The 26,032-nt window shown below is 72.7% G+C and carries 24 protein-coding genes; 12 read left to right on the forward strand and 12 right to left on the reverse strand.

Features of this window, described 5'->3' with window-relative positions; genetic code table 11:
• Nucleotides 1-47: 47 nt before the first annotated feature.
• On the reverse strand, nucleotides 48-1,550 hold the full coding sequence (locus IOD16_RS20960; protein WP_201435794.1) for a chitinase: 1,503 nt from the start codon (nucleotides 1,548-1,550) through the stop codon (nucleotides 48-50).
• A gap of 121 nt (nucleotides 1,551-1,671) precedes the next feature.
• Entirely contained in the window at nucleotides 1,672-1,866 is a 195-nt protein-coding gene (locus IOD16_RS20965; protein ID WP_201435795.1) for a hypothetical protein, read from the reverse strand.
• Nucleotides 1,867-2,036: 170 nt separating this feature from the next.
• On the opposite strand from IOD16_RS20965, the gene IOD16_RS20970 reads away from it, so the two are divergent.
• The 4 genes from IOD16_RS20970 to IOD16_RS20985 are packed head-to-tail and all read left to right on the forward strand — an operon-like array spanning nucleotide 2,037 to nucleotide 6,851.
• Entirely contained in the window at nucleotides 2,037-4,502 is a 2,466-nt protein-coding gene (locus IOD16_RS20970) for an ABC transporter permease (RefSeq protein WP_201435796.1), read from the forward strand.
• Entirely contained in the window at nucleotides 4,495-5,160 is a 666-nt protein-coding gene (locus IOD16_RS20975) for an ABC transporter ATP-binding protein (RefSeq protein WP_236594253.1), read from the forward strand. Before IOD16_RS20970 ends, IOD16_RS20975 begins: the two co-directional genes overlap by 8 nt.
• Nucleotides 5,157-5,801: an ABC transporter ATP-binding protein gene (locus IOD16_RS20980; RefSeq protein WP_201435797.1), complete on the forward strand. Its 645-nt coding sequence runs from the start codon at nucleotides 5,157-5,159 to the stop codon at nucleotides 5,799-5,801. Before IOD16_RS20975 ends, IOD16_RS20980 begins: the two co-directional genes overlap by 4 nt.
• Nucleotides 5,802-5,807: 6 nt before the next feature.
• The gene (locus IOD16_RS20985) at nucleotides 5,808-6,851 is read left to right on the forward strand and encodes a GDSL-type esterase/lipase family protein (protein WP_201435798.1); all 1,044 of its coding nucleotides are present in this window, start codon (nucleotides 5,808-5,810) and stop codon (nucleotides 6,849-6,851) included.
• A gap of 9 nt (nucleotides 6,852-6,860) precedes the next feature.
• Here IOD16_RS20985 and IOD16_RS20990 read toward each other — a convergent pair whose 3' ends face one another.
• From IOD16_RS20990 to pdhA, 6 genes are all read right to left on the reverse strand, one after another.
• A complete protein-coding gene (locus tag IOD16_RS20990) occupies nucleotides 6,861-7,481 on the reverse strand; it encodes a histone deacetylase (protein ID WP_236594254.1) in 621 nt (206 codons plus the stop codon).
• Between the two features lie 10 nt (nucleotides 7,482-7,491).
• Nucleotides 7,492-7,743 carry a hypothetical protein gene (locus tag IOD16_RS20995; RefSeq protein ID WP_123747369.1) on the reverse strand — a complete coding sequence of 84 codons (252 nt, stop codon included), beginning with the start codon at nucleotides 7,741-7,743 and terminating at the stop codon, nucleotides 7,492-7,494.
• A gap of 7 nt (nucleotides 7,744-7,750) precedes the next feature.
• Entirely contained in the window at nucleotides 7,751-8,332 is a 582-nt protein-coding gene (locus tag IOD16_RS21000; protein ID WP_201435799.1) for a GNAT family N-acetyltransferase, read from the reverse strand.
• A 108-nt stretch (nucleotides 8,333-8,440) separates the two neighbouring features.
• Nucleotides 8,441-9,751 (reverse strand): dihydrolipoamide acetyltransferase family protein, encoded by a 1,311-nt coding sequence (locus IOD16_RS21005; RefSeq protein ID WP_201435800.1) that lies wholly within the window; start codon nucleotides 9,749-9,751, stop codon nucleotides 8,441-8,443.
• Nucleotides 9,744-10,772, reverse strand: coding sequence for an alpha-ketoacid dehydrogenase subunit beta (locus IOD16_RS21010; protein WP_123747366.1), 1,029 nt, complete (start codon nucleotides 10,770-10,772; stop codon nucleotides 9,744-9,746). Before IOD16_RS21010 ends, IOD16_RS21005 begins: the two co-directional genes overlap by 8 nt.
• Entirely contained in the window at nucleotides 10,769-11,842 is a 1,074-nt protein-coding gene (gene pdhA / locus IOD16_RS21015; RefSeq protein WP_201435801.1) for a pyruvate dehydrogenase (acetyl-transferring) E1 component subunit alpha, read from the reverse strand. Before pdhA ends, IOD16_RS21010 begins: the two co-directional genes overlap by 4 nt.
• A 123-nt stretch (nucleotides 11,843-11,965) precedes the next feature.
• Between pdhA and IOD16_RS21020 the strand changes: the two genes are divergently transcribed.
• Entirely contained in the window at nucleotides 11,966-12,448 is a 483-nt protein-coding gene (locus IOD16_RS21020) for an Lrp/AsnC family transcriptional regulator (protein WP_201435802.1), read from the forward strand.
• On the opposite strand, the gene IOD16_RS21025 is transcribed toward IOD16_RS21020, so the two are convergent.
• The 4 genes from IOD16_RS21025 to IOD16_RS21040 form a co-directional block, all read right to left on the reverse strand.
• Nucleotides 12,430-13,137, reverse strand: a complete 708-nt coding sequence (locus IOD16_RS21025) for a CAP domain-containing protein (protein WP_236594255.1) — start codon at nucleotides 13,135-13,137, stop codon at nucleotides 12,430-12,432. The two genes, IOD16_RS21020 and IOD16_RS21025, sit on opposite strands and share 19 nt — an antisense overlap.
• Before the next feature lie 243 nt (nucleotides 13,138-13,380).
• The gene (locus IOD16_RS21030; RefSeq protein ID WP_123747362.1) at nucleotides 13,381-14,661 is read right to left on the reverse strand and encodes a HAMP domain-containing sensor histidine kinase; all 1,281 of its coding nucleotides are present in this window, start codon (nucleotides 14,659-14,661) and stop codon (nucleotides 13,381-13,383) included.
• Complete coding sequence (locus IOD16_RS21035) at nucleotides 14,658-15,338, reverse strand: response regulator transcription factor (protein WP_123747361.1); 681 nt, start codon at nucleotides 15,336-15,338, stop codon at nucleotides 14,658-14,660. The genes IOD16_RS21030 and IOD16_RS21035 overlap by 4 nt, the downstream gene beginning before the upstream one ends.
• Before the next feature lie 58 nt (nucleotides 15,339-15,396).
• A complete protein-coding gene (locus IOD16_RS21040) occupies nucleotides 15,397-15,957 on the reverse strand; it encodes a TetR/AcrR family transcriptional regulator (RefSeq protein WP_201435804.1) in 561 nt (186 codons plus the stop codon).
• A gap of 135 nt (nucleotides 15,958-16,092) precedes the next feature.
• Here IOD16_RS21040 and IOD16_RS21045 point away from each other — a divergent pair, with 135 nt between their 5' ends.
• The 7 genes from IOD16_RS21045 to IOD16_RS21075 all read left to right on the forward strand — a co-directional run bounded on the left by IOD16_RS21045 (nucleotide 16,093) and on the right by IOD16_RS21075 (nucleotide 25,915).
• Nucleotides 16,093-16,875, forward strand: a complete 783-nt coding sequence (locus tag IOD16_RS21045) for an SGNH/GDSL hydrolase family protein (RefSeq protein WP_236594256.1) — start codon at nucleotides 16,093-16,095, stop codon at nucleotides 16,873-16,875.
• 233 nt (nucleotides 16,876-17,108) lie between these two features.
• Nucleotides 17,109-17,660, forward strand: coding sequence for a hypothetical protein (locus tag IOD16_RS21050; RefSeq protein WP_201435805.1), 552 nt, complete (start codon nucleotides 17,109-17,111; stop codon nucleotides 17,658-17,660).
• A 66-nt stretch (nucleotides 17,661-17,726) separates the two neighbouring features.
• Nucleotides 17,727-18,281, forward strand: a complete 555-nt coding sequence (locus IOD16_RS21055) for a MarR family winged helix-turn-helix transcriptional regulator (protein WP_123747358.1) — start codon at nucleotides 17,727-17,729, stop codon at nucleotides 18,279-18,281.
• A gap of 247 nt (nucleotides 18,282-18,528) precedes the next feature.
• Complete coding sequence (locus tag IOD16_RS21060; protein WP_201435806.1) at nucleotides 18,529-19,230, forward strand: VIT1/CCC1 transporter family protein; 702 nt, start codon at nucleotides 18,529-18,531, stop codon at nucleotides 19,228-19,230.
• A 140-nt stretch (nucleotides 19,231-19,370) separates the two neighbouring features.
• Entirely contained in the window at nucleotides 19,371-19,583 is a 213-nt protein-coding gene (locus IOD16_RS21065; protein WP_201435807.1) for a hypothetical protein, read from the forward strand.
• Between the two features lie 382 nt (nucleotides 19,584-19,965).
• Nucleotides 19,966-24,471 (forward strand): glutamate synthase large subunit, encoded by a 4,506-nt coding sequence (gene gltB, locus IOD16_RS21070; RefSeq protein WP_201435808.1) that lies wholly within the window; start codon nucleotides 19,966-19,968, stop codon nucleotides 24,469-24,471.
• Nucleotides 24,464-25,915, forward strand: a complete 1,452-nt coding sequence (locus tag IOD16_RS21075) for a glutamate synthase subunit beta (protein WP_123747354.1) — start codon at nucleotides 24,464-24,466, stop codon at nucleotides 25,913-25,915. The genes gltB and IOD16_RS21075 overlap by 8 nt, the downstream gene beginning before the upstream one ends.
• The last annotated feature ends 117 nt before the right edge of the window (nucleotides 25,916-26,032 follow it).

Raw genomic sequence — 26,032 nt, forward strand, 5'->3', positions numbered from 1 at the left:
CCGGCCGGTCCCGCCGGGGTGACGCCCCGGCGGGATCGGCCGGGGCGTCACCGGGGCAGGTAGGCGCGGTGCGAGCGGGAGAACTCGAAGCCGCCGAAGCGGTCCCAGTTGATCGACCACGTCATCAGGCCCCGCAGGTTCGGGTAGACGGCCTTGGGCTGGTAGGCGCCGCAGTTCGCGCCCTTCATCAGGCAGTCCAGCGCCTTGTGCACCTCGGTGACGGACGTGAAGCCGTTGCCCGCGTTGATGCCGGCGGGCAGGCCGATGGCGACCTGGTCCGGCCGCAGGCCCGGGAACACCTTCGTCGCGTCGCCGCGCACCGGGAACCCGGCCAGCACCATGTCCGCCATGGCGACGTGGAAGTCATGGCCGCCCATGAAGTGGTACTGGTTGTCCAGGCCCATGATCGGGCCGGAGTTGTAGTGCTGGACGTGCAGCAGGGTGAGGTCGTCGCGCAGGGCGTGGATCACCGGCAGGTACGCGCCCGCGCGCGGGTCGGCGCCGCCGCTGCCGCCGTAGTGCTGGTAGCCGACCTGGACGAAGAACGTCTCCGGGGCCATGGTGAGCACGAACTTCGCGCCGTAGCGGCCCTTCAGGGTCTTCAGCGCCTGGATCAGGTTCACGATCACCGGGGTGGTGGGCGCGCGGAAGTCGGTGTCGTTGGCGTCGAGGGACAGCGAGTGGCCCTCGAAGTCGACGTCGAGGCCGTCCAGGCCGTACTTGTCGATGATCGCCGAGGCGGACCGGACGAACGCGTCGCGCGCGGCCGTGGTGGACAGCTGCACCTGGCCGTTCGCGCCGCCGATGGAGATCAGCACCTTCTTGCCCTTGGCCTGCTTGTCCCGGATGCCCGCGATGAACTCGGCCTCGGACTCCACGTTCGGGCACTCGGCCACGGGGCACTGGGCGAAGCGGAGGTCGCCGGAGGTGGCGGAGGTGGGTTCGGCGAAGGACAGGTTGATGATGTCCCAGTCGTCGGAGACGTCCTTCATCCGGACGTAGCCGGAGCCGTTGGCGAAGCTCGCGTGCAGGTAGCCGACGAGGACCCGCTTGGGCAGACCGGTCACCGGCGGTGTGGTGGTGGTTGTCGTGGGCCCGGTGGTCGTGGTCGTCGTCGTGGTGGTTGTGGTGGTGGTCGTCGTGGTGGTCGGCGAACCCGCGCACGACGCGCCGTTGATCTTGCAGTTGGCGGGGCTCGCGGTGCCCGAGGCGTTGAAGCCGAACGTCACCGCCGCGCCGGGCGCGATGGAGCCGTTGTACTCGCGGTGGGTGAACGCGTAGTGCCCGGCCGAGTTGGTCTGCAACGCGTCCCAGTAGGCGCCGACGGTCGTGCCGGCGGGCAAATCGAACTCGACCTTCCACCCGGAGACGGCCGCGCTGGTCCCGTTCCTGATCGAGAACTGCGCGGTGTAGCCGGTCTCCCAGCTCGACGTCTTGGTGAACGTCGCGGTGACCGACGCGGCGTACGCGGGCGCGAGGCCGACCGCCGCCGCTCCCACCACCAACGCCGCCACCACCGCCACCCTGGCGAACAGGACCCTGCGCGACATGCGTCTCCTCCCAGCGGTGGCGGCCTCCAGGTGGGAGAATTGGACTAGACCACCATCGGGATGTCAAGACCACGCCGGGCGCGACCGGTGCGGCACGTCGTCGCCGACGCGCCGCCCGAGGTCAGTTGTCGCCGTCCTGCTCGCCGTCCTGCTCGTCGCCCTGGTCGCCGTCCTGCTGGTCCTGCTGCTCGACGCCCGGCCGGTCCTCGTCGCCGTCCCCGTCGCCCCCGCCCTCGCACCCGGCGCCGAGGGAGAGGAACAACGCCGCGCCGCTGACCAGCACCGCGAGTGACTTCTTCAGCACTTTCGGTTCCATGCCGTCCCGGTACCCCGAACGGGCCCGCGCCAACCGGGGCACCAGGCCCGTGTCCGACATCGGGCGGCCTGATCCGGACAACAGGACGCGTTGTCCGGAGGTTGTCCGGATGATCACCGCCGTGGCCGAAAGGCCTCCTCTGCGCAGTGATCGCCGGTTACCGTGCGCTGGTGCAGATCCCGTGGCGAGCCGCCCCGCGCGCGGCCCTGTCGAGTCCGCTGACGTTGCTGGTCAGCGTGGTCACCGCGCTGTTGCTGAGCTTCGTGGTGGCCGCCGCCGTGATGCACTCGGCCGCCTCCGGCAGCGCGGCGATCGACTACCAGCGGAGCCGGCTGTGCGAGGACGCGCTGCACCCGTCGCTGGAGTCGACCACGGGCGTGCCCCACGAGTACGTCGCCCAAGGCGTGAAGGGGCTCACCGACGCCATGGCGGGCCACCCGACGTTGATCGGCATGTACACGCGGGAGAAGCGCGCGGACTTCGGCGGCCGGCAGACCTACGCGAAGTTCGGCTACCGCGCCGGGGCGATGGACCACCTGGAGGTGCTGGAAGGCGGCGCGAAAGACGGCTTGTGGGTGCCGCGGAGCATCGCCGTCACGGCCGACGTCCGGCTGGGCGAACGCGGCCTGGGCGGGCGGCTGCCACCGGTCACCGCGATCTACGCCGACGTGATCGACCCGCTGCCCCGCTGGTGGTGCTCGGAACGCCACTTCGTCGTGCCGAACGTGCTCGACCGCGACGAGCTGGCCACCGCCGTGGTGTGGATGCCGAGCGCCGAGTCGTTCCACGCGCTGCCGCCGGAGGTCACCGGCCCCACCGACGTCACCGTGCGGTTCCCGTCCGACGTGCCGCGGACCGTCGACGAGGCCGCGGCCCTGCTCGAGGAGGGCACCGCCCGCATCGCCCCGATCAAGGACGGTTTCAACCGCACGATGTCGCCGCTGGTCCTGCCGGTGGAGAACGCCAGGCAGACGGTGGCCAACGTGCGGTCCGCGGTGCTGCCGCTCACCCTGATCAGCCTGCTCATCGGCCTGGCCGGCGTCGCCACGGTGACCGTCCAGTGGGCGCAGCGCCGCCAGTCCGAGCTGCGGCTGCTGTGGGTGCGCGGCTCCGGGCCGTTCGCCCTCGGCGGGCGCGGCGTGCTCGAACTGGGCCTGCCGCTGGTGGTCGGCGGCGCGCTCGGGCTGGGCGTGGCGCGGCTGCTGCTGCCCGTGTACGCGCCGTCGGACCTGCTGCCGCCCGGCACCGTGACGACCGCGGCGCTGGCGGTGGTCGTGGTGGTGGCGTCGAGCATCGTGGTCGCGTTCGCCACGGCCGCGCTGCGCGCGCACCGGATGTTCCAGGTGTCGGGGAGCGGCAACCGGCTGCGCAAGGTGCTGACCGCGGTGCCGTGGGAGCTGGCGACCGCGGCCTTGGCGGTGTGGGCGTGGAACCGGGTGGAGCACAGCGGCCTGGCCACCACGACGAAGATCGGCGGGCTGCCGCGCATCGACGCCGCCGCGTTGGCGTTCCCGCTGCTGGTCGTGCTCACCGCGGCGGTGCTGGCGGCCCGGCTGGCGAAGTGGGCGTTGGCCGCGTCGCACCGGGTGCGGCTGTGGTCAAGGCCCGCCGCCCAGTTGGCGATCCGGCGGCTCGCGGCCGGCGCCGGCCCGGTGACCGGTGTGCTGCTGGTCGGCGTGCTGGCGGTCGGCACCATCGCGGTCGGCACCGCCATCGCCGGGTCGCAGAAGACCGCGCTGGAGGTGAAGGCCGGCATGTACGCGGGCGCGAACAGCTACGCCCAGATCCCGTCGGAGGTCACCGAGCTGCCGGAGGCGTTGCGCGGCAACTCCACCATCGTGGGCTTCGTCAAGCAGCACGACCGCACGGCGCTGGTGGTGGACCCGAGGACGTTCCGCGACGGCGCGTTCCCGTTCGAGATCGACCCGGCGCTGCTCGACGAGCCGCTGCGGGTGGGCGACGTGCCCCGCCGGGAGGTCCGGCTGCCGGGGCTGCCGGCGGTCGAGCCCGCCGCGTGGGTGCCGTCGTTCCCGAAGCTCGGCACGTCCGGCTGGGTGGTGCCGGTGGACCGGATCGCCGACCGCGGCGACGTCGGCTCCTGGTACGTGTGGTCGACCAGGCCGTTGCGCGAGGTGACCGAGGCGTTGTCGGCGGCCGGCGTGCGGCTGTCGCGCAACGCCGACGAGAAGGAGAAGGCGGTGCAGGGCCTGCCGTTCCTGACGATCCAGTGGACGTTCGGGTTCGTCACGGCGCTGGGCGCGGTCCTGGCGGTGGTGGCGTCGATCGCGCTGCTGCTGGCGGTCGAGGTGCGGCGGCGGCAGAACGCGCTGTCCGGCGCGTTCAGCGCCCGGATGGGCCTCGGGCCGGCCGCGATGCTGCGCAGCCACCTGCTCGAACTGGGCGCGGTGGCCGCCGCCGCGGTGGTCGTCGGCTTGGCCGCGGGCGCGGCGAGCAGCGGCTTCACCGTCCCGAAGCTGGACCCGGCGCCGCGGCTCACCCCGGCGCCGGAGGTGCCGGACCCCGTGCCGCTGCTGGGCGCGACCGCGGCGGGCAGCGTGCTGGTGGTGCTGGTGGCGGCGTGGATCGCGGTGCGCTCGGTGCGCTCGGCGAAGATCGGGGAGCTGATCCGTGGTTGAGCACGTGTTGCGGTTGCGCGAGGTGGGTGTGGACTACCGCACGCCCGCCGGGGCGGTGACCGCGGTGTCGGACGTGACGTTGGACGTGCCCGCGACGGGGCTGACGGTGCTGGCCGGTCCGTCCGGGTCGGGCAAGTCGACGTTGCTGCGGGTGTTGAGCCTGGTGGAGCGGCCGACGCGCGGCGGGGTGGAGCTGCGCGGGATGGGCACGGCGCAGTTGTCGTCCGGCGCGCGGCGCGAGCTGCGGCGGCGTGACGTCGCGCTGGTGTTCCAGAACCCGGCGGACAACCTGCTCGGCCACCTGGACGTGGGCGACAACCTGCGTGCGGCGGCGCAGGCGGCGGGCCGGGCCGTGGACGTGGACGAGGTGCTGGGGCAGCTGGGGCTGCCGGGCACGGCCGCGTGGAAGGTGGCGGCGATGTCGGGCGGGCAGCAGCAGCGGCTGTCGTTCGGGTGCGCGTTGGCGCGACAGGCGACGGTCGTGCTGGCCGACGAACCCACCTCGCAGCTGGACGCGTCGTCGGCGGACCTGGTGCTGGAGACCTTGGCGGACCTGGCCCGGCGGGGCGTGCCGGTCGTGGTGGCCTCGCACGACCCGAGGCTGATCGCGTTGGCGGACACCAGGTTCGACCTGCGGAACGGGGCGTTGGCGGCATGACGGCGTTGCTGGTGAAGGGGATCGAGCGGACGTTCCGGCACGCGAGCGGGCCGGTGCGCGTGCTGCGCGGGGTGGACCTGGAGGTGGCGCCGGGCGAGCTGGTGACGCTGTCGGGGCCGTCCGGGTCGGGCAAGAGCGCGTTGCTGGCCGTGCTGGCGGGGTTCGACCGGGCGGACGCGGGCACCGTGGAGATGGCCGGCGAGGTGCGGACGTCCGCGCCGCCGTGGCAGGTGTGCGCGTTGCTGCCGCAGGCGCTCGGCCTGGCCGGTGAGCTGACGTTGGCGGAGAACGTGGCGCTGCCGCTCCGGCTCGGCCGCGCCGGGGGTTCGCTCGACCGGGTGACCGAGCTGCTGGTGGAGCTGGGTGTCGGCGAGCTGGCCGACCGGTACCCGGCCGAGGTGTCCTACGGGCAGCAGCAGCGGGCCGCGCTGGCCCGCGCCGTGGTCGGCGAGCCGAAGGTGCTGCTGGCCGACGAGCCGACCGCGCACCTGGACCAGCGCAGCGCGCCGACGGCCGTGCGGGTGCTGCGGCGGGCGGCCGACGCGGGCTCGGCGGTGCTGGTCGCCACGCACCACGACGAGGTGCACCGGGCGGCGGACCGCACGCTGGTGCTCAGCGGCGGGCGGATCTCCGTAGGATAGGCACCGATGTCCCGCCGAATCGTGTCCGTCGCCCTGGTCCTCCCCCTGCTCGCCCTGTTGCTGCTGGTCAGCGACTCGCCGTACCCGGCGCTGCCGGGACCGAAGCGCGACGCGCCCCGCGCGATCGTGGCGATGGGCGACAGCACCATGGCCGGCGAGGGCGCCGGTTCCTACGAGCCGGGCACGAACGGCGAGAACGACAACTGGTGCCACCGGTCGACCAAGGCGCAGGTGCACCGGACGCGGGTCACCGGCGTGGACAAGGTGTTCAACCTGGCTTGTTCGGGCGCGAACTCCGAGCAGGTCGGCGTCACCGACCAGGTCCGCAACACCGAGGGCTCGCAGGCCAGGCAGCTGGCCGCGATCGCGCGCGAGTACCGGGTGTCGGTGGTCGTGGTGGCGGTGGGCGCGAACGACGACCCCCGGTTCGCCGACGTGCTCGGCGCGTGCCTGCGGGCGTGGATCGAGCGGCGGGCCGACTGCGCGAAGGCCATGGCCGACGAGTGGCGGGCGCGGGTCGAGCGGATGACGCCCAAGGTGGAGCGCGCGCTGCGCGACATCCGCCGGGTGTTGCAGGACGAGGGCTACACGCCCCGTTCGTACACGTTGGTGCTCCAGTCCTACGCCGCGCCGGTCGCGCCCGGGTTGCCGTTCGACCTGCAGAACCTGGCCGGGTGCCCGTTGCGCACGGGTGACCTGGAGTGGGTCCGGGACAAGGCGGTCGAGCAGCTGTCGGAGGGCCTGCGGACGGCGGCGGAGGCGGCGGAGGCGCGGTTCCTGGACCTGTCGAAGGCGGGTGACCGGCGTGAGGCGTGCATGGGCGGCAAGAAGGCCGACGCCGAGTGGTTCACCCGGCTCACGGTGGACTTCGACGGCCTGCGGGACGAGGCGCGGGCCCGGCACGCGCTGCAGGAGTCGTTCCACCCCAACGACCGGGGCTACGAGCAGTTCGGCCGGTGCCTGACGGAGTTCCTGGCCACGACGGCGCGGGAGGCGTCGTGCGTCGCCGGGGACGACGGGAACCTCGACGCGGTGGTGGCGAAGGACTGACCCCCGTCGTCAGCGCCGCGCGGGGTCGACGAGCGCCGCGACGTCGGCCGCCGACCAGAACGGGGTGCGGCCGGCGAGGTAGTCGGCGATCCGCCCGGTTCGCCAGCCGTGGGTCTCGGCGAGGCCGGTCGCGAGCACGGTCAGGTAGTCGGCGGAGGGCTTGGTGTGCTCGACGTCGGCCGCGCCCCACGGCGCGGTGAACGTCAGCGCCGGGTGGCCGTCGTGCTCGCCGAGGTGGAGCAGGGTCTCGTAGCGGCCGGGGCCGAGGACGTGCCTGCCGTCGGCCGTCACCACGGTCAGGTCGAGGTCCGGGCCGGGTTCGCGGTACATCTCCTGCGCGGCGACGTCGGCGAACTGCGCGGCCGTGACGAGGTAGCCGCGGGCGGCGGCGACGCCGGGCAGCGCCGGGTCGTAGAACGCCCGGCCGCCGAGCCAGACGGGCGACTCGGTGGCGAAGTAGATGCCGCCGGGCACCTCCAACGCCCTGGTGGCGAGCGGCGGGCGGGTGTCCCGGCACCCCGGGTACCCGCGCGTCGCGCCGGCCGGCGTGCCACCGGCGAGGTAGCACGCGAACCGCTCGGCGTGCATGTTCGACCCGTAGCCGACGTACCAGACCACCCCGCTCGCCACGTCGACGGCCTCACAGGCAGAGGCGGCACGGGCGGGCGGTCGGGTGTTCGGTCTCCAGCTCCACGCGGGTGCCCACGAGCTTCACGTAGCTGCCCACCCAGGTCGTGCCGCGGGCCGGGGTGCCGTTGATCGTGCCGCAGGAAGCGCGGTGCAGCATGAGGTTGTCCGGGTTCAGGCTGCGTTCGGCGTTGACGACGTACTGGTCCTGGTTGTCCGCCAGCCAGTGCTCGTAGGCGCCGCTGTCCTCCGTGAACCTCTGCATCCGGACATCATGCGCCGCTCGGCCGCCACCGGCTGTCCGCCATCCGGTGCCACTCGTCCTCCAGGATCGCGTAGATCATCTCCTCGCCCCAGGCGCCCTTGAAGATCTCGTTGTGCCGGAAGTGGGCTTCGCGGCGCATGCCGAGCCGTTCCATCACGCGCCACGACGGCTCGTTGGACGCGTCGCACGACGCGACGACGCGGTGCAGGCCGAGGTGCGTGAAGCCGAGGTCGAGCATGGCGGCGGCGGCCTCGGTGGCGTAGCCCCGGCCGTGGTGGTCGGGGTGGAAGATGTAGCCGACCTCGCCCTGCCGGTGCGCCTCGCTGAGCCACTTGAGCACGGCCTCGCCGATCACCTCGCCGTCGTGCTCCACGGCGAGCGCGAGGTGGTCGCCCTCCTTCTCCGGCCACGTCACCGCCATCTTCGACGCCAGGCTGTCGGCGGTCTCCTCCGGGGTGCGCGCTTCGCCGTACAGGTAGCGGACGACGTCCGGGCGGGACTGCCACGAGTGCAGCGCGGCGTGGTCGTCGAGGGTGAACGGGCGCAGGGTCAGGCGCCGGGTCCGGATGGGGTAGGCGGGCTTGGTCACGTCGGCCAATCTACGAAAGTTCCGCCCCGCCGTCGTCCCGGTTTCACCGGGCGGGCCGGTGGGGCGGGTGTCCCCGCTCCACCGGCCCCGGCAATCGGCCGGCCGGTCTCAGAGGTCGGCCAGGGCCGTGACCGGCGACTCGACGCAGTCCGCGACGAACCTCAGGAACCCGCCCGCCGTGCCGCCGTCGCACACCCGGTGGTCGAAGGCGAGCGTCAGCTGGGCGACCTTGCGCACGGCGAGCTGCCCGGCCACCGCCCACGGCCGGTCGATGATGCGGCCGATGCCGAGGATCGCGGCTTCCGGGTGGTTGATGATGGCGGCCGAACCGTCCACGCCGAACACGCCGTAGTTGTTGACGGTGAACGTGCCGCCGGTCATCGCGGCGGGCGTGAGCCTGCCTTCCCGCGCCGACGCGGTGTGGGCGGCGATGGCGGCCGCGAGCTCGGCGGTGGTCAGGGACTGGGCGTCCCGCACCACCGGCACGACCAGGCCGCGGTCGGTCTGGGCGGCGAAGCCGAGGTTCACCCGGTCGAGGACGACGACCTCGTCACCCTCGACCCGGGAGTTCAGCTCGGGGAACTTCTTCAGGCCCAGCACGGTGAACCGGGCGAACAGCGCCAGCAGCGACACCGTCGGCATCGCGGCCCGTGCGGCGAGGAAGTCGGTGGCGTCGACGTCCACCCAGACGGTCGCCTCCGGGATCTCCCGGCGCGAGGTGGCCAACTTCGCCGCGACCGCGCCGCGCAGGCCGCGCAGGGGGATGCGCCGGTCGCCGGAGGGCGCGGCGTCATGGGCCGCGGCCGGATCGTGGGCCGGGGCCGGGTCGTGGGCCGGGGCCGGGTCGTGGGCCGGGTCGTGGGCCGGGGCCGGGGTGGCGCGGGCGGCGAGTTCGCGTTCCACGTCCGCGCGCCGGATGACACCGCCCGGCCCGGTGCCGGCGATCCGGTCGAGCGCCACGCCGTTGTCGCGCGCGAGCTGCCGCACGAGCGGGGAGATGACGGCGGGCGCGACCGCGCGACCGGTGTCCGACGGCGCGGGTTCGGGTGTGCCGAGTGGTGAACCCGGGTGTTCCGAACGGGGAAGACCCGTGTTCCGGACGTAGGACGCGCGGGGGCGGCGTCGGCGGCGCGGCGTCTCGGAGGTGCCGTAGCCGATCAGCACGTTGCCGCTGCCCGACTGCTCCGGCGCGCCCACGGTGAGCAGCACCGAGCCGACCGCCAGCTTCTCCCCCGGCTCGCCGAACCGCGCGCTCACCACGCCCTCGTACGGGCACGGCACCTCGACCACGGCCTTCGCCGTCTCCACCTCGACCACGGGCTGGTCGATCGACACCTCGTCGCCCACCGACACCAGCCAGGTGACGATCTCGCCCTCGGTCAGCCCCTCGCCCAGGTCGGGCAGCCGGAAGTCAGGCACCGTAGCTCCCCACGACCTCGTCGTCCCACTGCAACCGGGCGATCGCGTCCAGGATCCGGTCCACGCCCGGCAGGTGGTGCTCCTCCAGCTTCGGCGGCGGGTAGGGGATGTCGAACCCGGTCACCCGCAGCACCGGCGCGTGCAGGTGGTGGAAGCACCGCTCGGTCACCCGCGCCACGACCTCCGCGCCGTACCCGCCGAACCCGGACGCCTCGTGCACGACCACCGCGCGGCCGGTCTTCACCACCGAGGCGCACACCGTCTCGTCGTCGAACGGCGACAACGACCGCAGGTCCACGACCTCGACGTCCCAGCCCTCCTCCACCGCCGCCTCGGCCGTCTCCAACGCCGTCGCCACCATCGGCCCGTACGCGATCAAGGTGACGTCACGCCCGGGTCGCCGCACCAGCGCCCGGTCGAACCCGACCGAGGTCGCCGGGTCGAGCGCGCCCTTGGCCCAGTACCGCCGCTTCGGTTCCAGGAAGATCACCGGATCGGGCGAGTCGATCGAGTCGCGCAGCAGCCGGTAGGCGTCGTCGGGCGTGCCGGGCGTGACGACCCGCAACCCCGGCGTGTGCGTGTAGTAGGCCTCCGACGAGTCGCAGTGGTGCTCGACCCCGCCGATGCCGCCGCCGTAGGGCACCCGGATCACGACCGGCAACGACACCCGGCCGCGGGTGCGGTTGCGCAGCTTGGCCAGGTGGCTGGTGATCTGCTCGAACGCCGGGTAGGCGAACGCGTCGAACTGCATCTCCACCACGGGCCGCAGCCCGTTCATCGCCATGCCGATGGCGGTGCCGACGATGCCGGACTCGGCCAGCGGCGTGTCGAACACCCGCTGCTCGCCGAACCGGGCGGCCAACCCGTCGGTCACCCGGAACACGCCGCCGAGCGCGCCCACGTCCTCACCGAACACGAGCACGGTCGGGTCGGCGGCCAGCGCGTCGCCCAACGCCCGGTTCAGCGCGCCGGCCATGGAGACCTGCGTGGCCTGGGACGCCTGCGCGGACACCGCGGTCATGCCAGTTCCTCCCTCAGCGCCGCCGCCTGCTCCCGCAGGTGGCGGGGTGTGGTCGCGTAGACGTGCTCGAACAGCTCGTCGGGCGAGGGCACGACGTCGACGTTCAGCTTGGCCCGCACGGACGCCGCGAGCTCCTCCGCCTCGGCCGCCACCGCCGCGCGCCGCGCGTGGTCCAACAGCCCCCGCGAGACCAGGTACGCCTCCAGCCGGTCGACCGGGTCCCGGTCCAGCCACGCCGCGACCTCGTCGGACGTGCGGTAGCGGGTGGCGTCGTCGGCGTTGGTGTGCGCTTCGATCCGGTAGGTCAGCGCCTCGATCAACGTCGGCCCGCCGGACTCCACCGCCTCGCGCACGGCCGCGTACACGGCCGCCACGTCGTTGCCGTCCACCAGCACGGACGGCACGCCGTACCCGATGCCCTTGTGCGCCAACGACGGCGCGGCGTTCTGCTTGGACAGCGGCACGCTGATCGCGTAACCGTTGTTCTGCACCAGGAACACCACCGGCGCCCGCCACACGCCGGCGAAGTTCAGCGCCTCGTGCGTGTCGCCCTCGGAGGTCGCGCCGTCGCCGAGCATGACCAGCGCGGCGGTGTCCTCGCCCTTGAGCCGGGCGGCGTGCGCGAAGCCGACGGCGTGCAGCGTGTTGGTCGCCAGCGGGGTGCACTGGGGGCCGACGCGGTGCTCGTACGGGTCGTAGCCGAGGTGCCAGCCGCCCTGCAGCAGGGTCAGCGTCTCGGCCGGGTCGACGCCGCGGGTGACCAGGGCGACGGAGTCGCGGTAGGTCGGGAACAGCCAGTCGTCGGGGCGCAGCGCGAGCACCGCGCCGACCTCGCACGCCTCCTGGCCGCGTGAGGACGGGTAGACCGCGAGCCTGCCCTGCTTGGTCAGCGCGGTGGCCTGGGTGTCGAAGCGCCGGCCGACGACCATCCGGCGGTGCAGCTCGACCAGCACGTCGTCATCGGGCATGGCCAGCGGCGAGTCGTCCACCGGCGTGCCGTCCTTGCGCAGCAGCGACAGCGGTTCGTCGCTGGGCAGCAACGTCCGCTCGGGCGCGCGGGTGCGGGCCATGGGCACCTCCGGGTGTCTCACTGGGCGAGATGGAGGGCATGGTCCAGCTCACAGCGGCCAATGTTCCAGATCCGGGCCCGGAATCCGGACGAACGGTCGCGCAGACGGGCTATTGTCGGCCGCATGACGGTCCGGGTTGGACATTCGGCGCCGCTCGACGAGCTCGACCGGCGCATCGTGGAGGAGCTGCGCGCGGACGGCAGGCTGTCGATGCGGGCGTTGGCGGAGAAGCTGCACATCTCGCGCGCGAGCGCGTACTCGCGGGTGGAGCGGCTGCACCGGGACGGCGTCCTCACCGGGTACGCCGCGGTGGTCGACCCGGAGCGCTACGGCTTCGGCATCTCCGCCTACGTGTACCTCAAGATCAGCCAGCACTCGTGGAAGGCGGTGCGGCAGCGGGTGATGGAGATCCCCGAGGTGTGGCACGGCGCGCTGGTGTCCGGCGACTACGACCTGGTGCTGCTGGTGCGCGCGCCGGACGCGCACAGCCTGCGCGACCTGGTGCTGTCGCGGTTGCAGACGATGCCGGACGTGACGTCCAGCCACACCGTGCTGATCCTGGACGAGCTACCGGCCGGCCGTGACGGTCACCAGCCGAAGTTCTGAGTCCAGTAGATGCCGTAGGAACCGCCGCGGGCCATGCCGACGCCCAACGTCTTGAGCTTGCAGTTCAGGATGTTGGCGCGGTGGCCCGGCGAGTCCATCCAGCCCTTGAGCACGGCCTCCGCGGTGCGCTGACCGGCGGCGATGTTCTCCGCGCCGGGTGACGGGTAGCCGGCGGCCTTGACCCGGTCGACGAAGCTGCGGCCGTCCTTGGAGACGTGGTCGAAGTAGTTCTGCGCGGCCATGTCGGCGCTGTGGGCGCGGGCGGCGGCGGCCAGCCTGCCGTCGGCGGCCAGCGCGGGGCAGCCGTTCGCGGCGCGTTCGCCATTGGTCAGCTCGACCACCTTCGCCTCGGCCAGCTCGACCTCGGTCCTGGTCGGCGCGGCGGGCGCGGGCGGCGGCGCCGGGACCTGCGCCTGCCTCGGCGGCTCGACGGTGGTCGTGGTCGTCGTCGTGGTGGTCGTGGCCGGTGGCGTCTCGGACGTCGTGGTCACGGACGAGGACGGTGCGGCGTCCGACGAAGTGGCCGCCGTGCCGGCCGTGGTCGGCTCGACCTCCGATCGGGGCGTGGTGCGCGCGGTGGCGGTGGCGCCGGCCGTGACGAGGGCCATCCCGTCCGGGTGCTCGCACCCGGCCAGGGCCAGCCCGGCGAGGACGACGACGACGGGCAGCACACTGCTCTTGCGCGACACGCGGAAAACCTCAATCTGCATTCGGCGGCATTTCGGGCGCGGCGACCGCGGTGCGCTTCTTCGCAGGGTAAGCGCACGCGGTCGCCGCACCGGAGTGGGAACCGGGAGGACCGGGCAAGGGTGGGAGCGCCGCGGCCGACCTCAATTCCGTGAATAACCTTATCCCGGAATGCAGAACTGTCAACGGCCGATTATTTAAGGAACATTTAAAGGTCGCATCAGGCGCGGAAAAGGGACCGCGGGTCAGACTGGCTCTTCCGCGCGGCCGAGCCGGAGCTGGACCCGCGTGCCGCCCAGCGGTCCCCGGTCGACCACCAGGGAGCCGCCGGTGGACTCCGCCGCCCGCCGCGCGATGTCGAGGCCGAGCCCGGTCGAGCCCGCGCCGCTGCTGCCCCGCCGCAGCGCCGCCGCCAGGTCCTGGATGCCCGGCCCGGCGTCCTCGATCACGATGACCACGCGTTCCGGCTGGTGGAAGAGGGCCACGACGAACCCGACCCCCTCGGGCGTGTGCCGGAAGACGTTGCCGAGCACGGCGTCCATCGCGGCGGCCAGGTCGCTGCGGGTGAGCGGGACGAAAGCGGGCCGCTCGGTGCCGCGCAGGTTCCACAGCCGCTGCTGGTCGTCGGCGAGGGCGGACCAGAAGACCAGGCGGTCGTGCACGACCTGCGCCGCGTCGCACCGGCCGCCGTCGGGGTCGTCCAACTCGCGGCGGGCCGCCCGGATGAGTTCGTTCACCTCGCGTTCCAGCGCGTGCACCGCCTGCCGGACGCGGTTGGCGCCCGGGTCCTGGCCGAGGGTTTCCGAATCGAGCCGCAACGCGGTGAGCGGGGTGCGCAAACGGTGCGAGAGGTCGGCCAGGATTTCGCGTTCGTTCGCCACCAGTTGGCCGATCCGATCGGCCATCCGGTTGAACGCGGCACCCGCGTCGAGCAATTCCGGCGGACCGGTCGGCGTGACCCTGGTGGCGAGATCGCCCTGGCCCATTTTGCGCGCGCCTTCGGCGAGGGCGGTCGACGCCCTGACGACCCGCGCGCCGAGGCGGTCGGCGACCAGCACCGAGCCGAGCACCAGCACGACGGCGACGCCGCTGAGCGCCAGCCACGCCTGCTCGACGCCCCGGGACAGCTCGGCGCGCGGCACGAACGCCTCCACCACCGCCACCCGGCCCTCGCCGAGCAGCACGGGCTGAAGGTGCACCAGACCGGCCGGTATCGGCTCGGTGGACGCCAGGCCCTGCTCCCGGGCGGTGCGGATCTGCCGGTCGGTCGCCACCGGCACGCCGACGACCTGGCCGTCGGCCAGGTGCACGGCGACCCGGCCGGCGGTGGCGGTGAGGGCCTGCCCGACGGACGCCGGGTCCGAGGTGATCACCAGGACCGGCGTGAGCGCGCCGGCGAGGCGTTCGGCGTCGGCGAGCGCGCGGTCCTCGGCGAGCTGGCGCACCACGAGGGCGAGCGGGATCAGGAACGCGAGCGCGACCATCGACGTGACGGCCAGCGAGACGAGGGCGAGCGACTTCCTCACTCGGCCGCCGTGAGCTTGAACCCGACACCGCGCACCGTGTGCAGGTAGCGGGGTTGGGCGGCGCGTTCGCCGAGCTTGCGGCGCAGCCATGACAGGTGCACGTCCAACGTCTGGTCGTCGTGCCGGCCGGGCAGGTTCCACAGGTTCGCCAGGAGCTCGCCGCGCGGCACCACCTTGCCCTCGCGCGCGGCGAGGTAGGCGAGGAGGTCGAACTCCTTGCGGGTGAGGTTCAGCTCGCGGCCGTCCAGGCGCGCTTCGCGGCGGTCGGGGTCCACGGTGAGGCGGCCGACGCGGAAGGTGGCGGGCGCGGCGTCCTTGCGCGCGCGCCGGAGCACGGCGGAGAGCCGGGCGGCGAGGTGCTCGCTGGAGAACGGCTTCACGAGGTAGTCGTCGGCGCCGGCGTTGAGCAGGCGGACGATCTCGCTCTCGTCGTCGCGGGCGGTGGCGACGATGACCGGCACGTCGCACACGCCGCGCATCATGCGCAGGGCGTCCGCGCCGTCCATGTCGGGCAGGCCGAGGTCGAGCACGACCAGGTCGAACGCGCCGCCGGTGATCTCGCGCAACGCCTCCAACGCCGTGCCGACGGGCAGCACCGCGTGCCCGAGCCCGGTCAGCGCCCGGGTCACCGCCGACCGCACCACCGGGTCGTCCTCGACGAGCAGCACCGAGACCATGGCGCGCACCGTAACGCGATCGGGTGACTTCCTCGCCGCTCCCCCGGCGCTACCGGCGCTACCGGCGCACCGAGCCCGCCGCCCGGTCGGGTTCGGGGAGGAACAGCCCGTCGAGCAGCACGGGGATCGCGCGGCGCGGGTCGGGGGTCAGGTCCACGGCCGCCTGGAGCATCGTCAGCACCACCACGACGTCGTCGAGCACGATGTCGTGGCGCAGGTGGCCCGCCGCCCGGGAACGGTCGAACGGCCCGCGCAGCACGTCCAGCAGCCGCCGCACGTGCCCGCGCCGGTCGGGTTCGGGGAAGCGGCGCAGCGCGTCCACCAGCGGGCGCATCGACACCTGGTAGGCCATCACGGCCTGGAGCAGCGCGCGGAACGCGGCGGGGTCGTCGGCGTCGCGCTCGGCCGCCTCCACCAGCAGCCCCAGGTGCTCGCGCGCCACCGTGAGCAGCAACGTGCGGCGGTCGGGGAAGTGCCGGTACACCGTCGCCTGGCCGAGGCCGGTGAGGCGGGCGATGCGCGCCGGTGACGGCGTCGTGCCGCGCAGGACCAGCTCCTCGGCCGCGCGGATGATCGACGCCCGGTTCCTCAGGGCGTCGCTGCGGCGCGGAACGGTCATGGCGGCACCCCGACGAAGCAGTCCAGGTTACTCGCAGGTAATGAGAATAGCACCGACTGTGATCTCTCGGAACGGCTTCGTAACGTCGTCGGCCTGCCGCCTTCACGCAGGTGACGTTTCGAGGAAGGACTGGACGTGCGCGGACGTCTTCTCAGGGTCGTGTGCGCGGTGCTGCCCGCCGCCCTGGCCGTCATGCTCACCTCGACCGCGGCCCAGGCCGCCGCCCCGGTCGACTACGTCGCCCTCGGCGACTCGTACTCCTCCGGCACGGGCGCGCCGCCGTACCTCAGCGGGTCGTGCTACCGCAGTTCCCGCGGGTACGCCCAGCTGTGGGCGAACACGCACGAGGTGTCGTCGTTCAAGTACGCCGCCTGCGGCGGGGCCACCACGCAGAGCATGACCGACCAGTTCGCCTCGCTCGACGCGGGCACGGACCTGGTCTCGATCACCATCGGGGGCAACGACGTCGGGTTCGCCAACACCATGATCACCTGCGTCACGGGCAGCGACACGAGCTGCGTCAACGCCGTGAACGCGGGCATCGAGACCGCGCGCACCACGTTGCCCGGTCGGCTCGACGCCACGTACGCCACGATCCGCGACCGCGCGCCGAACGCCACCGTGGTCGTCCTGGGCTACCCGCACCTCGTGGAGCCGAACGGCTCGTGCATGAGCGCGACCAAGCGCACGGCGCTCAACCGGGGCTCCGACGACCTGCACGCGGTGATCTCGGCCCGGGCCGCGGCCGCCGGCGCCCGCTACGTCGACGCCCGCGCCCACTTCGCGGGCCACGGCGCGTGCGGCAGCTCGCCGTGGATCAACTCGTTCTCCCTGTTCCGCCTGGCGGAGTCGTTCCACCCCAACGCCACCGGCTACAGCCAGGGCTACCTCCCCCTGCTGAACTCCGCCACCTCCTAACCCCGAGAGTCCAACCTCCACGGCGCGAGAGTCCAACCTCCACGGCGCGAGAGTCCAACGTTCGCGGCACCTGAATTCAACGCTCAGACACCGACCGCTCGGCGTGAGCGTTGAACTCGGGGTGCCTGAACGTTGGACTCTCGCGCCGTGAACGTTGGACTCTCGTGGCCTGGAGGTTGGACTCTCGTGGGCTGGAGGTACGACTCTCGTGGTCCCGCCGGCAGGATGTGCCCGTGACCAGGGGCCTGCAGTACTTCGCCGCGTGGTCGGCGTCGACCGCGGTCGCGGTGGTGTTGTCCTGGCTGGGCATCCGATTCGTGCTGGACGCGGGCGCACCCGAACGGCCGCGCGTCGTCGCCGGACCCACGCAGTCGTCGGCCGTCGCGAGCGCCACCACCACGACCACCACCGCCGTGCCCATCACCACGACGACCACGGTCGCGGTGATCGCGACGGTGGCGCCGACCACGACGACCACCACGCCCGCGCCGACGACCACCACCACCACCCAGCCCCTGCCCTCCGAGAACGGCACGTGGACCGAGCGCAACGGCGAACCGGTCTACCTGCGCAGCTTCACGCTGCACGGCGGCGTCGCCGCGGTCAGCTTCTCCGCCAAGGACATCGAGCCCATCTCGGCCACGCCGCGCCAGGGCTTCGCCGCCACCGTCGGGCAGCCGGCGGACGCCGTCGTGGTCGAGTTCACCAGCGCCGCCGGCCACCGGTCCCGGCTGGAGGCCACCTGGGTGGGCGGCCCGCAGTGGCGGATCGTGGAAACCGGCTGACCTCACGACGCCACCCTGCCGCACGCTTGCCGGATGCTGAAGTAGGTAATAAAGTACGGCTTCACTATGAAGCCGGTAACGAACGACTTCCGACCCGACCAGGACGGCACCCTCTACGACTCGCGGGTCAGGACCGCGATGACCCTGTTCACCCGAGGCGGCGACACCGCGGCGTTCGAGGCCGCCGCCGCCGTGCGCACCGCCCACCACGCCGTGGAACGCCTGCGGTCGCGCGGCACCGACAGCCGCGGGCTGAGCGCCGGCGCGCTGGACGTGCTCGTGCGCCTGAGCACCACCCCCGACGACGGCATGACGCTCGGCGCCCTCGCGCGCTCGGCCGGCGTCAGCGCGCGCAACGTCACCGGACTGGTCGACACCCTCGAACGGGACGGCCTGGTGGCCCGCGAGCCCGACCCCACCGACCGGCGCTCCGTCCTCGCCCGGATCACGCCGACCGGCCAGGAGTGGCTCGACGCCTTCCGCCGACCGTCCCAGGTCGCGATGGAGGCGATCTTCCGCGGCTTCACGCCCGCCGACCTGACCGCGCTGCGCCACCTCTGCCTCCGCCTGGCGGACAACCAGCGCCTGATCGAAGAGCACCTGGACCGGACGACCGGCTAGGAAGCCCGCACCCGGCGCACCGTCGATGCGCCGTCAGGCGGCACGGACGGCGCCGCGGCTGCGGCCGAACCGACCACCGCGCCCACTCCGGGCAGCACCGCGCACCGCCGACCGCCGCCACCCCTGATTCGTCAGCCGGGAGTCGATCACCCGCTCCCCGACGGGCGGCGCGCCCCCGCTGTCCAGCCCTTCACCCGTTCGCGGCCGGGACACCACCCGTTAGCCGAGTGGTGGTTCGATCACGGTCATGACGCACCCGGGCGAACCGCACCACGACCTCTCCGGCCGCCTCAACTGGCTGCGCGCCGGGGTCCTCGGCGCCAACGACGGCATCGTGTCGACGGCGGGGCTCGTGGTCGGTGTCGCGGGCGCCACGGCCGACCGCGCCACGATCCTCGCGGCGGGCGTCGCCGGGCTCGTCGCGGGCTCGCTGTCGATGGCGGGCGGCGAGTACGTGTCGGTGAGCACCCAGCGGGACACCGAGCGGGCCGCGCTCAAGCTGGAGGAACGCGAGCTGCGCGAGATGCCCGAGGAGGAGGAGCGGGAGCTCGCCGGCATCTACCAGGACAAGGGGCTGTCCGAGGACCTGGCCGCGCAGGTCGCCCGCGAGCTGACCGAGCAGGACGCCCTGCGCGCGCACGCCGAGGCCGAGCTGCAGATCGACCCGGACAACCTGACCAGCCCGTGGCAGGCCGCGTGGGCGTCGCTGGTGGCGTTCGCGGCCGGCGCGCTGATCCCGCTGGTCGCGATCGTGCTGCCGCCGACGGGGTGGCGGGTGTGGGCGTGCGCGCTGGCCGTGCTGGTCGGTCTGGTGCTGACCGGGGTGGTCAGCGCCCGCCTCGGGTCCAGCCGCCCGGGCCGCGCGGTGCGCCGCAACGTGGTCGTCGGGTCACTCACGATGATCGTCACGTACTACGTCGGTCTCCTGTTCGGCGTAGCGGTCGGCTGACCGCGATCACGCTCCGCGCACACCCTCGGGAGTTGTCGGAAAAAAGTCACCACCCGGAGGTGTGAGGTACGCAAAGTGCGGGTACTCGCAGCCGACTTGTCGACGTCGAGCGCGACAGGCCCGGACCGGAGGTGCGCGCCGTGACCCACCCACCGACTTCCCTGCTCGTCCTGCGTGGCGAGAAGGCCGAGCGGCGGCTCTGGGCGCTGCTGGCCGCACTGTTCGCGCTGGTCGCGGGCGTCAACGTGATCTTGGCCGTGAGCGAGGCCGCGTGGTGGCAGGGCGCGCTCGCGACCCTGTGCCTCGTCGTCGCGGTGGGCTGCGGGCGGGCGTCCAGAAGAGCCCGTCGCTGACTTCACCCTGCACTGAAGCTACGAAATTCGGCGAAACTCTAGTCCGACCGGGTGTACCGCGTTGGTCACAACGGCGTCAAGTAGTGGTGTGATTCACCACGACGCCCTGTCGGACTAGAGCCATAACCGCGAATTCACACTATCGTCACAAGACCCCGGCAATCCCGGTGCACCGCCAAGCGCTCCCGAGCGGCCCCATCCGGTCGCGAGGCGCGCACGAGGAAGTGCAGTTCTCCCGCACAACGGAGTGCGGAACCCACGCCGAAGATCTCTCGGGCGTGGATCCACAGCCAGTACCTGCAGGCCGAGTTGTCCGCGTAAAGCCGCGCGCGGGCGTTCGGCCGTCTCCGTATGCCCGGACGACGCCACGGGAGGGCCCGTTGTGACCCACCACCACAAGCCTGCCGAAAGCAGGCTTCCCGGCCTTTACGACCCGCAGTACGAGCACGACGCCTGCGGTGTCGCGTTCGTCGCCGACCTGGCCGGTCGCAGAAACCACGCGATCGTCAGCCAGGCCCTGGTCGCGCTGCGCAACCTCGAACACCGGGGTGCCCGCGGCGCGGAACCCGAAACCGGTGACGGCGCGGGCATCCTGATCCAGGTGCCCGACGCGTTCTACCGCGAGGTCGTCGGCTTCCCCCTGCCCGAGCCCGGCGGCTACGCGGTCGGCACCGCGTTCCTCCCCCAGGGGGGTCAGGACGAGGTCAAGGCCGAAGTCGAGCGCATCGCCGCCGAAGAGGGCGCGACCGTCCTCGGGTGGCGCGAGCTGCCGGTCGACACCGACCACGTCGGCCCGACCGCGAAGACCACCATGCCCGCGTTCAGCCAGCTCTTCCTCAGCGGAGCTGAAGGGCTGGAGCTGGAGCGGCTGGCGTTCGTGGTGCGCAAGCGCGCGGAGCACGCGACCGACGTGTACTTCCCGAGCCTGTCCGGCCGGACCATCGTCTACAAGGGCATGCTCACCGAGCCCCAGGTGGAGAAGTTCTTCCCCGACCTGACCGACGAGCGGGTCACCAGCTCGATCGGCCTGGTGCACTCGCGGTTCTCCACCAACACGTTCCCGTCGTGGCCGCTGGCCCACCCGTACCGGTACGTGGCGCACAACGGCGAGATCAACACGTTGCGCGGCAACCGGAACTGGATGGACGCGCGCGAGTCGGTGCTCGCCACCGACCTGATCCCCGGCGACCTGTCGCGGGTCTTCCCGGTCATCACGCGGGGCGCCAGCGACTCGGCGACGTTCGACGAGGTGCTGGAGCTGCTTCACCTGAGCGGGCGCAGCCTGCCGCACGCGGTGCTGATGATGATCCCCGAGGCGTGGGAGAACCACGCCGAGATGGACGCGCAACGGCGCGCGTTCTACGAGTTCCACTCCACGCTCATGGAGCCGTGGGACGGTCCGGCGCTGGTGTCGTTCACCGACGGCACGCTGATCGGCGCGGTGCTCGACCGCAACGGCCTGCGCCCGGCCCGGTACTGGGTCACCGAGGACGGCCTGGTCGTGCTCGGCAGCGAGGCGGGCGTGCTGGAGTTCGACCCGGCCACGATCGTGCGCAAGGGCCGGTTGGAGCCGGGCCGGATGTTCCTGGTCGACACCGCCCAGGGGCGGATCATCGACGACGAGGAGATCAAGGGCCGGCTCGCGGCCGAGCACCCGTACCAGGAGTGGGTGGCCGACGGCGTCCTGCACCTGGCCGACCTCCCGGCGCGCGAGCGCGAGGTGCCGACGCACTCGTCCCTGGTGCGCCGTCAGCAGGCGTTCGGCTACACGGAAGAGGAAATGGCGCTGCTGCTGCGCCCGATGGCGCGCTCCGGCGCGGAACCGATCGGCTCGATGGGCAACGACGCGCCCTTCGCGCCGCTGTCGGACCGGCCGCGGCAGCTGTTCGACTACTTCACGCAGCTCTTCGCCCAGGTGACCAACCCGCCGCTGGACGCGATCCGCGAGGAGCTGGTGACCTCGCTGCACGCCACCCTCGGCGCGGAGCCGAACCTGCTGTCGGTGGACGCCACGTCGTGCCGCCGGATCTCGCTGCCGTTCCCGGTGCTGGACAACGACGAGCTGGCCAAGCTCGTGCACGTGGACGACGACGGCACACTGCCGGAGTTCCGCACGTTCACCGTCCGCGGCCTCTACGAGGTGGCGGGCGGCGGCGAGGCGCTGGTGCGGCGGCTGGACGAGATCCGGGCCGAGGTGTCGCGGGCGATCGGAGACGGCGCGCGGCTCGTCGTGCTGTCCGACCGGGGTGTCGACCGGGAGCACGCGCCGATCCCGTCGCTGCTGCTGACCGGCGCGGTGCACCACCACCTGGTGCGCGAGAAGACCCGCACCCAGGTGGACCTGATCGTGGAGGCGGGCGACGCCCGCGAGGTGCACCACATCGCGCTGCTCGTCGGCTACGGCGCGAAGGCGGTGAACCCTTACCTGGCCATGGCGTCGGTCGAGGAGCTGCCGGACGTCGAGCCGGAGGTCGCGACCCGCAACCTGATCAAGGCGCTGGGCAAGGGCGTGCGCAAGGCGATGTCCAAGATGGGCGTCTCCACCGTGGCGTCCTACACCGGCGCGCAGATCTTCGAGGCGATCGGCCTCGGTGACGAGGTCGTGGACACGTGCTTCACCGGCACCACCTCCCGGTTGGGCGGCGTCGGCTTCGACGTCATCGCCGAGGAAGTGGCGCGGCGGCACCGGGTGGCGTTCCCGGTCGACGGCGTCCGGGCGCACCACCGCGAGCTGGCGGTCGGCGGCGAGTACCAGTGGCGCCGCGAGGGCGAGGCGCACCTGTTCAACCCGCAGACGGTGTTCAAGCTCCAGCACTCCACCCGCACCGGTCGTTACGACATCTTCAAGGAGTACACGCGGGGCGTGGACGAGCAGGCCAAGCGGCTGATGACGCTGCGGGGGCTGTTCGCGTTCAAGGAGGGCGTGCGCGAGCCGGTGCCGATCGACGAGGTCGAGCCGGTCTCGTCCATCGTGAAGCGGTTCGCCACCGGCGCCATCTCCTACGGCTCCATCTCGCAGGAGATGCACGAGGTGCTGGCCATCGCGATGAACCGGCTGGGCGCGAAGTCCAACACCGGCGAGGGCGGTGAGGACGCCGACCGGTTCACCCCCGACGCGAACGGCGACTCGCGGCGCTCGGCGATCAAGCAGGTGGCGTCGGGCCGGTTCGGCGTGACGAGCGAGTACCTGGTCAACGCCGACGACATCCAGATCAAGATGGCGCAGGGCGCGAAGCCCGGCGAGGGCGGGCAGCTGCCCGGCGCGAAGGTGTACCCGTGGATCGCCAAGACCCGGCACTCCACGCCGGGCGTCGGCCTGATCTCGCCGCCGCCGCACCACGACATCTACTCGATCGAGGACCTAGCGCAGCTCATCCACGACCTGAAGAACGCCAACCCGGCGGCGCGCATCCACGTGAAGCTCGTCTCCGAGGTCGGCGTCGGCACGGTCGCGGCGGGCGTGTCCAAGGCGCACGCGGACGTCGTGCTGATCTCCGGGCACGACGGCGGCACCGGCGCCTCTCCCCTGTCGTCCATCAAGCACGCGGGCGGGCCGTGGGAGCTGGGCCTGGCCGAGACGCAGCAGACGCTGCTGGCCAACCGGCTGCGCGACCGGATCGTGGTGCAGACCGACGGCCAGCTCAAGACCGGGCGCGACGTGGTGATCGCGGCGCTGCTCGGCGCGGAGGAGTTCGGCTTCGCCACCGCTCCCCTGGTCGTGTCGGGCTGCATCATGATGCGGGTCTGCCACCTGGACACCTGCCCGGTCGGCGTGGCCACGCAGAACCCGGTGCTGCGGGCGAAGTTCGCGGGCAAGGCCGAGCACGTGGTGAACTTCTTCGAGTTCGTCGCGCAGGAGGTCCGGGAGCTGTTGGCGCAGCTGGGCTTCCGCACCCTGGCCGAGGCGGTCGGGCACGCGGACCTGCTCGACACGCGGGCCGCGGTCGACCACTGGAAGGCGGCCGGGCTCGACCTGTCGCCGATCTTCCACGTCCCGTCGCTGCCCGAGGGCGCGGCGCGGCACCGCACCACCTCCCAGGACCACGGTCTGGACAAGGCGCTGGACAACACGCTGATCCAGCTCGCCGAGGGCGCGATCGCCTCCGGTGACCGGGTGCGGCTGGAACTGCCGGTGCGCAACGTCAACCGCACCGTCGGCACCATGCTCGGCTCCGCGGTGACCAAGCGGTGGGGCGGCGAGGGCCTGCCCGACGACACGATCGACATCACGTTCACCGGCACCGCCGGGCAGTCGTTCGGGGCGTTCGTGCCGCGCGGCATCACGTTGCGGCTCATCGGCGACGCGAACGACTACGTGGCCAAGGGCCTGTCGGGCGGGCGGGTCGTCATCCGGCCGGTGCCCGACGCGCAGTTCGCCGCCGAGCAGCACATCATCGCCGGCAACGTGATCGGCTACGGCGCGACCGGTGGCGAGATCTTCCTGCGCGGCAAGGTCGGCGAGCGGTTCTGCGTGCGCAACTCGGGCGCGCTGGCCGTCGTCGAGGGCGTCGGCGACCACGGTTGCGAGTACATGACCGGTGGCCGGGTGGTGGTGCTCGGCGCGACCGGGCGCAACTTCGCCGCGGGCATGTCCGGCGGCATCGCCTACGTGCTGGACGCGGCGGTGCCGCGGGTCAACCCGGAGATGGTGGACCTGGACCCGCTGGACGAGGCGGACCGCGAGTTCCTGCGGCAGGCCGTGGAGAAGCACTACCTGGAAACGGACTCGGCGGTGGCGCACGCGCTGCTGGCCGACTGGGACCTCGCGGCGGACCGGTTCACCAAGGTCATGCCGAAGGACTACAAGCGGGTGCTGGCGGCACAGGCCCGGGCCGTGCTGGAGGGCCGGGACGTCAACGAAGCGATCATGGAGGCGTCTCATGGCTGACCCTCGTGGGTTCCTCACCACCGAGCGTGAGACACCGCGCAGCCGCCCGGTGTTCCTGCGCCTGCGCGACTGGCGCGAGGTGTACGAGGAGTTCGAGCGGCCCAAGCTGGAGAAGCAGGCCGGCCGGTGCATGGACTGCGGCATCCCGTTCTGCCACCAGGGCTGTCCGCTGGGGAACCTGATCCCCGAGTGGAACAACCTGGTGTGGAGCGACGACTGGCGCAAGGCGGCGGACCGGCTGCACGCCACGAACAACTTCCCGGAGTTCACCGGGACGTTGTGCCCGGCGCCGTGCGAGGCCGCGTGCGTGGTGGGGATCAACGGCGATCCCGTCACCATCAAGCGGGTCGAGATCTCCATCGTCGACCGGGCGTGGGACGAGGGCTGGGTCACGCCCCAGCTGCCCGCCGCGCGCACCGGCCGCTCGGTGGCCGTGGTGGGTTCCGGGCCGGCGGGCCTGGCCGCCGCGCAGCAGCTGACCCGGGCCGGGCACGACGTGACGGTGCTGGAGCGGGCCGACGCGATCGGCGGCCTGCTGCGCTACGGCATCCCCGAGTTCAAGATGGAGAAGTGGCGGCTGGACCGCCGGCTGGACCAGATGCGGGCCGAGGGCACCGAGTTCCGGACGAACGTGAACGTCGGCGTCGACGTCACGGTCGAGGAGCTGCGGGAGACCTACGACGCGGTGGTGCTGGCCGGCGGCGCGACGGCGTGGCGCGACCTGCCGGTGGCCGGCCGCGCCCTCACCGGCGTCCACCAGGCGATGGAGTACCTGCCGGGCGCGAACCGGGTGGCGCGCGGCGAGCTGGACGCGCCGCCGATCACCGCGGAGGGCAAGCACGTCGTCGTCATCGGCGGCGGCGACACCGGCGCGGACTGCGTCGGCACGGCCCACCGCCAGGGCGCGTTGTCGGTGACGCAGCTGGAGATCATGCCCCGGCCGCCGGAGAAGCGGGCCGAGGCGCACCCGTGGCCGACCTACCCGATGCTGTACCGGGTCACGTCGGCGCACGAGGAGGGCGGCGAGCGCCTGTACTCCGTGTCGACCGTGGAGTTCCTCGGTGACGACGAGGGCGCGGTGCGGGCGTTGAAGCTGGTCGAGGTCGAGGCGTCCGGCGGTCGGTTCGAGCCGGTGCCCGGCAGCGAGCGGGAGATCCCGGCGCAGCTGGTGACGCTGGCGATGGGCTTCGTCGGCCCGGAGAGGGACGGCCTGCTCACCGAGCTGGGCGTCGACCTCGACGCGCGGGGCAATGTGGCGCGGGACGAGGAGTTCGCGACCTCGGTCGACGGCGTGTTCGTGGCCGGCGACATGGGCCGCGGCCAGTCGCTGATCGTGTGGGCCATCGCCGAGGGCCGCTCGGCCGCCGCCGGCGTGGACGCCTACCTGACGGGCCGCGCCGTGCTGCCCAGGCCGATCGAGCCGACCGACCGGCCGCTCGTGTGACTCGTCCCCGGCCGCACAGCGCCGTGCGGCCGGGGGACGCCCTTCCCGCGTGGCCGGACAGCGCGGTCCGGCCACGCGGGTCGGTCGACCCGGCACGCGCCGGCCGGTCCGGCGCTT

The organism is Saccharothrix sp. 6-C (assembly GCF_016695385.1).
GTDB lineage: Bacteria > Actinomycetota > Actinomycetes > Mycobacteriales > Pseudonocardiaceae > Actinosynnema > Actinosynnema texasense.